Here is a 9,086-nt window from a genome sequence, read left to right as displayed (position 1 = left end):
AATTTGTCAAGTAAAAAAATCATGTAATAAAAATGTTATGTACAAGGATTAATCGGGTGATTAATATAATAGCTCTGGTAAACCATCAGCTTTAATATATCAATACTGTTTGGTGCAAAGAGTATTGATATGCTAAAAAAATTTATGCAGATTTGGTTATTTCTAAAAAAATTTAAAAAGTATGCACTAGAATTTAAATAATCAAAAAATTGTATTAATATTTTATTTGGTATTTTTAAAAACCTGATGACATAAATAATTGTTCTCTAATTAGAGATGCCATATCAGATATTGCATACTTTGTTGCTTGAAGTTTTGCTGATTCTATAGAACTAATGCTGTTTGTATTTATATCTGGTATACTGTAGCTTCTTGAACTTGTCAATATTTTGTCTGATATAATTTTTTTACCATCTTTTGTTGTTAGAGAAAGCTTAACAGTAATTGTACAACTATACATAGAAGCAAGGCCGCTTGCCGTGTATGCAGTTGGGACTGCTGAGTATGATATGATATCGGTTTTAAGAAAAGCTTGAGCTTCTGATTTATTTGTTACTATAGAAATATTTGGTTCTAATTTTAAGTCATTTATTATGGCATTTTTTAGGTAAACGCTAATGTTTGGCTCATATGTTGAGTTTTTTGGGTTTTCTATGTAAACTCTACTTATATGGTTTGGCAGGTAAATATGGTTTTCACTTAAATGATAGCCACATGAGGCAAGCAAAAAAGCTAATATAATAAAAGTTAACCTAAAGCGCAGTTTCATAGTATTATATTTATATACTTTTATGCAAAATGTCCAGTAAAATTTTTTGTTTTTTTGCGAAGAAAAATTATAAAAACTCTATAAATATCAAAATCTATACAAGTATGTAATTTATTTTTTTATTTACATTAGTGTAATTTTATAATATAAATTATAATTATGATGCTTTGCATCAGTCAAAGTGCCGTGAGGTTTTAATGCAGGATTATTTTATTGGAAGACAGCCTATAGTTAACACAAATCAGGATATTTTTGCATATGAACTTTTATATAGGGATAGTTTAAAGAATTTTGTTACTGTAAATGATAATAGATTTGCTACATCTCAAACAATCATTAATTTATTTGAAAGATTTGGTATAGAAAATGTTATTGGCGATTACTTGGGTTTTTTAAACCTCAGCGGTGATTATATTTTAAGCGAGACAATTGAATTAATCCCTAAAGAAAAGTTTGTTATTGAAATATTGGAAGGTTTTTCAAGTGTGGATAAATTAATTACAAAAGTATTACAATTAAAAGATAAAGGCTATATATTCTCTTTGGATGATTTTGTATATAAGAAAAGCTACCATGATTTTACTCCCGTAATAAACTATATTGATTACATAAAAATTGATGTCAGGCTTGCTGATAGAGTGGAAATTGCAAAAAGAATGGATATACTCTATAAAATTTCAGATAAACTTATCGCAGAAAAAGTTGAGACAAAAGAAGATTTCGAATTTTTTAAACACCTGGGGTTTAAGTATTTTCAAGGTTATTTTTTTGAGCGTCCAACAATACTTAAAACAAAAGATTTAGAGCCAAATCAAGTAGGCGTTATCAAACTTTTGAACCTGTTAAATTCATATGCTAGCATTAAAAAGGTAAAAGAGCTTTTTGAAGCCATGCCGGATATTACACTTAGATTAATAAAATTTATAAACTCAGCTGCTTTTGGTTTAAAACAAAAAATTAACTCTATAAATCAAGCTATAAATTTAATTGGATATAATAGGCTTAAAATCTGGCTTTTAATTTTGACTTATGCAGACAAACAGAACATTAAAAAATCACCTGTTTTTCAAACAGCTGTTATTAGAGGAAAGCAATTAGAAATACTGAGTGAAAATTTTAAGGATATTGATAAAGATAGTGCGTTTTTGGTAGGCATATTGTCTTTGATTGATGTTGTTATCCAGAAACCTAAAGAAGAGTTATTTGAACAAATAAATATTGATGATTTGATAAAAAATGCTGTTCTTTTTAAAGAAGGAAAAATTGGCACCATGTTGCTTGCGCTTGAGCTTGATGAAAAAAATGATTATTTGGTTTTAATAGAAACACTTTCAAACCTTGGTATTTCTATGGAAACTTTTGTTGAGTCAAAATTAAAAAGCTATGCATGGCTTCAAAGTCTTTTGAAAGATATTTGATTTTGTCTTGAATTAGAAAATAATTCTGTTAATATATGTATGTGAATAAACAAAATACAAACGAAGTATTAAATACACTTTTTGCTTCTGATTTTCCACACATACAGATTGTACAGGCAAGTGCAGGCTCTGGCAAAACATATGTTTTAACTCAAAGAATAGTCCAATTTTTACTTTCAAAAAATATACTAAATAACAAAATAAACAACATAGTTGCCATAACCTTTACAAAAAATGCTACAAATGACATAAAAAATAAAGTTTTAGAGTGGTTAAAGAAGATATACCTTGATTTGCTTACAAAAGAAGAAAAACAACATTTAATTAACCTTATAGGTATAACAGATTTTGATTTGATAAATACAGCTTCAAAAACTATTGAAGAAATTTTATACAATTACAGCGATCTTGTTTTGACTATAGATAGCTTTATTACAAAAATTATACGCTCAAGTGCAATTGAGCTTGGCTTGAATCCTGATTTTGATGTTGATGTGGATTCTAAAAGTATAATAGATTATGCTTTTGATGAGTTTTTAGAAAGCACGCCTTCATCAGATTTGATTGATTTTTTGAATTTTCTAAATGAAAGCTCTAATTTTGTTGTGGATTTTCAGGTTGTTGAATCGATAAAAACAAGACTGAGTAATTTGCTTGACAAAGAGTCTGCCCATAAAAGTTTCTTTTATTTTGATAAAAATATGCTTGATAGGCTTAAAACAGAACTAAGCCCCATATTTGATATTATGCTTGACTTACTGGAAAAGCACTCAATGGAAAAAACTTCAGGAAATGTTGGTTTAAAGAAGATTGAAAATTTAAAACTTGCATTAAAAGAAAAAAATATACTAAGCGTAGTGGATAATAAGATAAACTTTCCTTATAAAGATGAAACGGCAAAGAAAATATGGAAAGAATGCCTTGAAAAAATAAATTCAAAATTATATGAAATTGCAAAAATAAAACGTTTACCTTATTTGAAATTATTTGTAGACTTTAAAAACCACATTGTAAAAACCTACAATATATTGGGCAAGACATTTTTGCCTGATGTAAATAAACGCATTATTAACTTGTTAGAAGCAGGTTATGTGCCCACAATTTACTTCACACTTGGAAGCTATATATATCATTATTTAATAGATGAGTTTCAGGATACATCAAAAATTCAGTGGGAGATTTTAAAGCCTTTGATAGAAGAATCTCTTTCAAAAGGCGGTTCTTTATTCATAGTAGGAGACTTAAAACAGTCAATTTATGGTTTTAGAAAAGCAGATTTTGAAATAATGAAGAATTTAATAGATGAGCCGGTAAGGTTTTTCCCGCAAAGTAAATGCATAAATAAAACGCTTAATTATAATTACAGGTCTTTTGGTCATATTGTGGATTACTCTAAAAAAGTTTTTCAAGAATACCTGAAGGATACAATAAGTAAAACTAACGACCCAACGCATTATCTGGATTTTGAATCAATTTCGCTTGATAAACATTTGTTTAAAGGTTATGTTAAAACTCAGTTGTTTGGTTTTGCAAGCGATGAAGGCATTAATTGCATAAAAGATAGTTTACTTAAAACTATCGATGATTTGTTAAATAGCGGTTTTAGATCTGATCAGATTGCAATTTTAGCCCTTACAAACAAAGAAATAAATACTATAAGTGGCTGGCTTTTAGAAAAAAACTATACAGTGTTGTCTCAGAGTGCAAGTGATATAAGGCAAAGAAAAATAATAAACGAAATTGTAAGTCTTTTAAAATTCTTTAACGATCCACTTGATAATTTGAGTTTTGCTACTTTTTTAATGGGTGATATATTCAATTTTATTATAGATAGATCAATAATTTTGGATTTTTTAGCTGAAAATATAGCTCCAAAGTTTTTATACATAAAATTTAAAGATTCATTTGCTGAAAAATGGGATATGTATTTTAAGGAAATTTTTAACAATGTGGGATATTTACCTGTTTATGAGTTAGTTTTAAACATAATAAAAACATTTAAAATAGATGAAAATTTTCAGCAAGAAAGTCATTACTTAAGTTTTTTGCTTGATAAGATATTGGAATTTGAATCCGTTGGTATAAGTGATTTAGGTTCTTTTATTGACTATTTTGAAAATAACAAACAGGGTGAATCTAACATATTTTCCTGTGAATTTTCACAATCACAAGAAGGTATACAGTTACTTACAATACATAAATCCAAAGGTTTGCAATTTGATGTTGTAATAAATGTACTTAATGCGGATAAAAATTTTGCTTTAAATCCAAACAAAAGATCAAATGGGCAAAACGAATTTATTTTTGAAACAAAAGACACGCTTGATTTATTATACATTACAAAAAATTTTACTTCTAATGAAAATCTTTGCCAGATTTACAATAAAGATCAATTAAAAAAAAATATAGAAGACTTTAACGTTTTATACGTTGCACTAACAAGAGCAAAAATGCAGATGTATAATTTTATATATTACAAAGAAAACGAAACAAAGTGTTCAATAAAAGAAGAAGAGATTGGCACAAAGCTTTCAATTAATAAAGAACAAAATTTTTATACAGGCAAAAACCTTGTAAAATTGAAAACAAATTTCAATAAACTATTATCACAATCTCCGGCCTGGACTATAAAACGTATAAAAGATTCAAAAAAAGGTGAAATTTATCACAAGATACTTGCACATTTAAAGTATGAGGAAGATTTTTTAAAACTTGATGATTATATTTTAAAATACTCAAAATTTATAGATTTTGATATAAATAAACTAAAAAAAGAAATTCTGGACATTCTAAATATAGATGAGTTTAAAATTTTATTTAGCAAAGAAAATAGAGTATTTACAGAAAAAACCTTTATAGACAAAAAAGGCAATATTTTTAGAATGGATAGAGTGGTGATTGATAAGAATGATAATATATATATTTTAGATTACAAAACAGGAAAGTTAACCAAACAAGAGATTGCAAATTATAAGTCACAGGTTTTAAATTATATGAATATTTTAAAAGATGTTTTTGGTCAATGTAATCTATTGGGTTTTTTATATAACGTTAATACAAAAGAGGTTATTAAAATTGAGCAAAGCTTATTTAATTGATAGCTCAAGTAATTTGATAGAAGACTTATCAAATTTAATTTTGAATGAAGACTTAAAGCAGGTTACCGTAATTTTTCCAAATAGAAGGCCAACTATTTACCTGTCTAAATCGCTTGCAAGCAAAAAAAATAATGCTTTGAGTTTTGTTGAACTCTTTTCAATTGATGATTTTGTAGATAGAATTTACGAACTTCATAGCGATATAGTTTACCCTGAAATTTCAACGCTTGAAGCTGTTTTTTTACTATATGAACTAAACCAGAAAGCTTCTTTTGTAAATACTAAAAGCATAGATTACTTCTGGGCATGGGGTTATAAGCTATACTCTGATTTTGAAGAGCTATATTTAGAACAAGTTGATATTTCAAGTATAGATTATTTAGTGCAAAGTAATTTACCCGATAACCTGATAAATTTTAATGATAGATTTACAAGATTTTCTTATATTTATAAAACTTTTTATGAAAAATTAAACGAAAATGGTTTTTGCACAAGATCTGTAAAGTATAAAAAAGCTTTATTGTTTTCAAAGGATTACAAACAAGAAAATACAGAAAGTATAATTTTTGCCGGATTTTATGATTTAACAAAAACTGAGCAAGAGCTTTTTAAAAATATGCTTGAATCTTTTAATGGTATTTTTATTTCAAAATATGGTCCAAAAATAAAAGATTTGTTAGTAAAGCTAAACATTAAAAACATTGAAGAAAAAGCGTCGTACAATAAAAAAACCAGGTATCATTTTATTAAAGCGCCTTATTTGCATAACGAGATTTTTAAGTTAAAAGAGCTAAAAAAAGAACTAAATGGATTTAGAGATGATGATTTAATTGTACTTTCAAGCGAAAATTATCTTTTTGCCTTACTTCATAATTGTCTGGATCCAAAATCGGATGTTTTTAACATTTCAATAGGATATCCTCTATCAAGAACACCAATAATATCGCTTCTTGATAGGCTTTTAAACCTCCATAAAAAAGCAACAAGTTCTATATACATAAGCGACTATGTAAATGTAATTTCACATCCTTACATAAAAAGCTTAAGGCTTGGCAGTATTGATATTGCTGCTAAAATTTATGCTTACAGTATAAAAAGTTTCTTTTTAAATAACGCCAGATCTTTTGTAGAGCGAAAAGACTTAGAAGATAAACAATTGATTTTAGACTCTATAGACAAGCTTAAACAACAGGGTTTTGAGATTTCATACAATGAGTTTTTGGATTTTGTAAAACTTATAAATATCTATATTGTAGATAATTTTTTAAATATTAAAAATATAGGTGATTTTTTAGATAAAGTTGTTGATTTAATAGATTTTTTACAAAACAACTCTAATGCAGGTTTGCATGCAATTGAATCAAAATATGTTGAAAGAACTTTAGAAATTCTAGATGAACTTTCAAATTTAAACATAAAAAAATATAAGCTGGATTCTTCTTCAAGCTATTTTAACTTACTTAAAAATTTTATCAAAACAAAGAATGTTTCTTTTCCTTCAAGTCCAACGCAGGGTTTTCAAATACTCGGTAGTTTGGAGACCAGAAATTTGACATTCAATCGAGTTTTTTACCTTGGTGCAAACGAAGGTATAATGCCAAATATACCAAAACAAGACACAATTCTAACGGATAATATCAGAAAATTTCTTGGTCTTCCAACATCAAAAGACAGGCTTGATATGCAAAAGTACAATTTTTTTAATCTGGTATATAGCGCAAACGAAGTGTATTTTTTTTACCAAACCGCACAGGATAAAAACAAATCAAGGTTTTTAGAAAGCATTTTCTGGGATATACAAAAACAGGAAAAACGTCTGGATCTACCACAAGAAGAGGACGCGTTGATGGAGGTTACATTTGCTCAAGGAAAACCGCTGATTATAGAAAATTCTCGAAAAGTTAGTCAAATTTTAAATGGAGATAATTTTTATTTTTCTGCTTCAGCTATTGATACTTTTTTAAGCTGCAAGGCAAAGTTTTATTTTTCACATATTTTAAAATTAAAAGAAACTTCATATGAAGAGAATTTGGATCCAATGTCCATAGGCACTATATCTCATAAAGTTTTATATGAATATTTTAAGGATTACAAAGGTAAAGAATATAACCCAGGAAATTTACATAGTGAGTTTAAAAAAATAGATACAATTATAGATAACCATATTCAATCGCCTTCAAAATATGTATTCTTACAAAAAGAACAGATAAAATATGCAATAAGACGTTTTTTTGAACGTAATTTTGACATAATAAAGCAAAGAGTCGTACAACATTTAGAATTTCCGTTACACATGAAATTAAATATTAATAACATAGATTATTGCATAACTGGCATACTTGATAAAATAGATAGTATAAATGGCACAGTTGTAGTTGTTGATTATAAAACAGGAATGCCAAAAGAACCAAATGTTGATTTTGTGCCAACAAAAGAAAATAGAGACCAATGGTTCAGCAAAATAAAGTCTTTTCAGCTACCTTTGTATGTACTTTTGATTAAGAAAAATTTTACTGTAGAAAATATAAAATTTGAATTTTGGAGTCTGAAGGAATCAAAAATTAAATCATTTGAAATTACCAATAAACAGCTTGAAAGCTATGAAGAAGCTTTAAAAATTATTATAGATGAGATTTTATTTTGCAAGTATTTTGATTGTACAGATGAAAATATTGAAAGCAAATGCAGTAATTGTCCATACAAAGTAATCTGTTCGCGTCAATTTGTTACAAAAAGCTGGTAATTTTTTTGCTATTAATAAAAAAGACGCTTTAGAATTACATAAGATGATTTTAGTATACCTAAATGAAGTCAGTTGCAAAATTACCAAATTTAGCATTACGCTAAAAAGTCAACAAAGATAGCAAATTTAAGCTTTTTTGCAAAAAGTTACCACATATGTTACCTCTATGCCCTTTTGTGTACCAAATAATTTTTCATACATAGAGCAAAACTCAAAAAATTTAGATTTTGCACAAAAAGTAGTTTGGTTTGTGTATCTTGCGCCGCTTTTTTTGTGCGAGTGCAAGAAATCTTTGACGCTTTTATAGTAAACTGTATATTGCACCATTTTGCAATCAAAGCCTAAGTTTTCGTAAAAAAGCTTATCTTTTAAATCAAGGACGCTGCCAAATCCTGTAATTTTTGAAATTTCGTGCATTTGCCAAAATGTGCCTTTTGAAAAAACGCTAAAGAACATATTTTTTTTATCTTTCAGTAAATTTATAAGTTTTGGTATCGAATTTTCTGGACTAACAAACCACTGAAAAACAGAAGAGCTTATGATTAAATCAAATGTATTTGAAGCAAATGGCAGATTTTCACCATCAGCTACAATGCTGTATTTTTTTGGATGATTTTTTTTAAATAAATGAGCCATATTTAAAGATAAATCTATACCGATATAATTATTATAAGAAAATTTTATTAAATTGGCAAGTTTCCCATCGCCTACACCAATTTCAAGTATATCACCAAAAAAATCACTTTTTATCATAAAAGTAAGGTTTTTTGCTATCTCATTTTGAAGTTCACTAAAGCCTGAGTATGATTTTGAAGCCTTATCAAATGATCGCTTAATATAATTTTTTGATAATATGCTCAATTACAACCTCACTAAAAAAATGGTTTGAATCTATAATTATTGGGTTTTTGCAAATATCAAAACAAGCACCGGAAAGCTTCAAAAAATCATGCTTTGCGCATGCACAAAAGTAATTTTCTTTTTTCTCAAACTTTTCTACTCTTGATGTTTTTAAGAATTCCAGGCCTTCTTTTAAACTATCTGGTATGACTTTGGTA

Annotated in this window: 6 protein-coding genes; 3 read left to right on the top strand and 3 right to left on the bottom strand. The window is 27.4% G+C overall.

Annotated features, from left to right (window positions below):
* Positions 1-235: 235 nt before the first annotated feature.
* Positions 236-769: an LPS assembly lipoprotein LptE gene (gene lptE / locus Q0C22_RS07720; protein ID WP_291493443.1), complete on the bottom strand. Its 534-nt coding sequence runs from the start codon at positions 767-769 to the stop codon at positions 236-238.
* A gap of 197 nt (positions 770-966) precedes the next feature.
* Between lptE and Q0C22_RS07715 the strand changes: the two genes are divergently transcribed.
* From Q0C22_RS07715 to Q0C22_RS07705, 3 genes are read left to right on the top strand one after another with little or no spacing between them, the layout of a single operon-like run.
* Positions 967-2,187, top strand: a complete 1,221-nt coding sequence (locus Q0C22_RS07715) for an EAL domain-containing protein (protein ID WP_291493439.1) — start codon at positions 967-969, stop codon at positions 2,185-2,187.
* A gap of 35 nt (positions 2,188-2,222) precedes the next feature.
* Positions 2,223-5,285, top strand: coding sequence for an exodeoxyribonuclease V subunit beta (locus tag Q0C22_RS07710; protein WP_291493438.1), 3,063 nt, complete (start codon positions 2,223-2,225; stop codon positions 5,283-5,285).
* Entirely contained in the window at positions 5,263-8,028 is a 2,766-nt protein-coding gene (locus Q0C22_RS07705) for a PD-(D/E)XK nuclease family protein (RefSeq protein WP_291493437.1), read from the top strand. The genes Q0C22_RS07710 and Q0C22_RS07705 overlap by 23 nt, the downstream gene beginning before the upstream one ends.
* Positions 8,029-8,154: 126 nt before the next feature.
* Here Q0C22_RS07705 and Q0C22_RS07700 read toward each other — a convergent pair whose 3' ends face one another.
* Positions 8,155-8,889 carry a methyltransferase domain-containing protein gene (locus tag Q0C22_RS07700; protein WP_291493436.1) on the bottom strand — a complete coding sequence of 245 codons (735 nt, stop codon included), beginning with the start codon at positions 8,887-8,889 and terminating at the stop codon, positions 8,155-8,157.
* On the bottom strand, positions 8,861-9,086 hold a 226-nt coding region (locus Q0C22_RS07695; RefSeq protein ID WP_291493435.1), incomplete at its 5' end, for a hypothetical protein. The genes Q0C22_RS07695 and Q0C22_RS07700, both read right to left, overlap by 29 nt.

This window comes from Desulfurella sp., assembly GCF_023256235.1.
GTDB lineage: Bacteria > Campylobacterota_A > Desulfurellia > Desulfurellales > Desulfurellaceae > Desulfurella.
The sequence above is the reverse complement of the archived record's forward strand: the minus strand, read 5'-3'. Positions and strand labels throughout refer to the sequence as shown.

What these genes read in the sequence shown, in the direction of transcription:
- lptE (WP_291493443.1), bottom strand. Translation starts at nt 769, where the DNA reads ATGAAACTGCGCTTTAGGTTAACTTTTATTATATTAGCTTTTTTGCTT.
- Q0C22_RS07715 (WP_291493439.1), top strand. Translation starts at nt 967, where the DNA reads ATGCAGGATTATTTTATTGGAAGACAGCCTATAGTTAACACAAATCAG.
- Q0C22_RS07710 (WP_291493438.1), top strand. Translation starts at nt 2,223, where the DNA reads ATGTATGTGAATAAACAAAATACAAACGAAGTATTAAATACACTTTTT.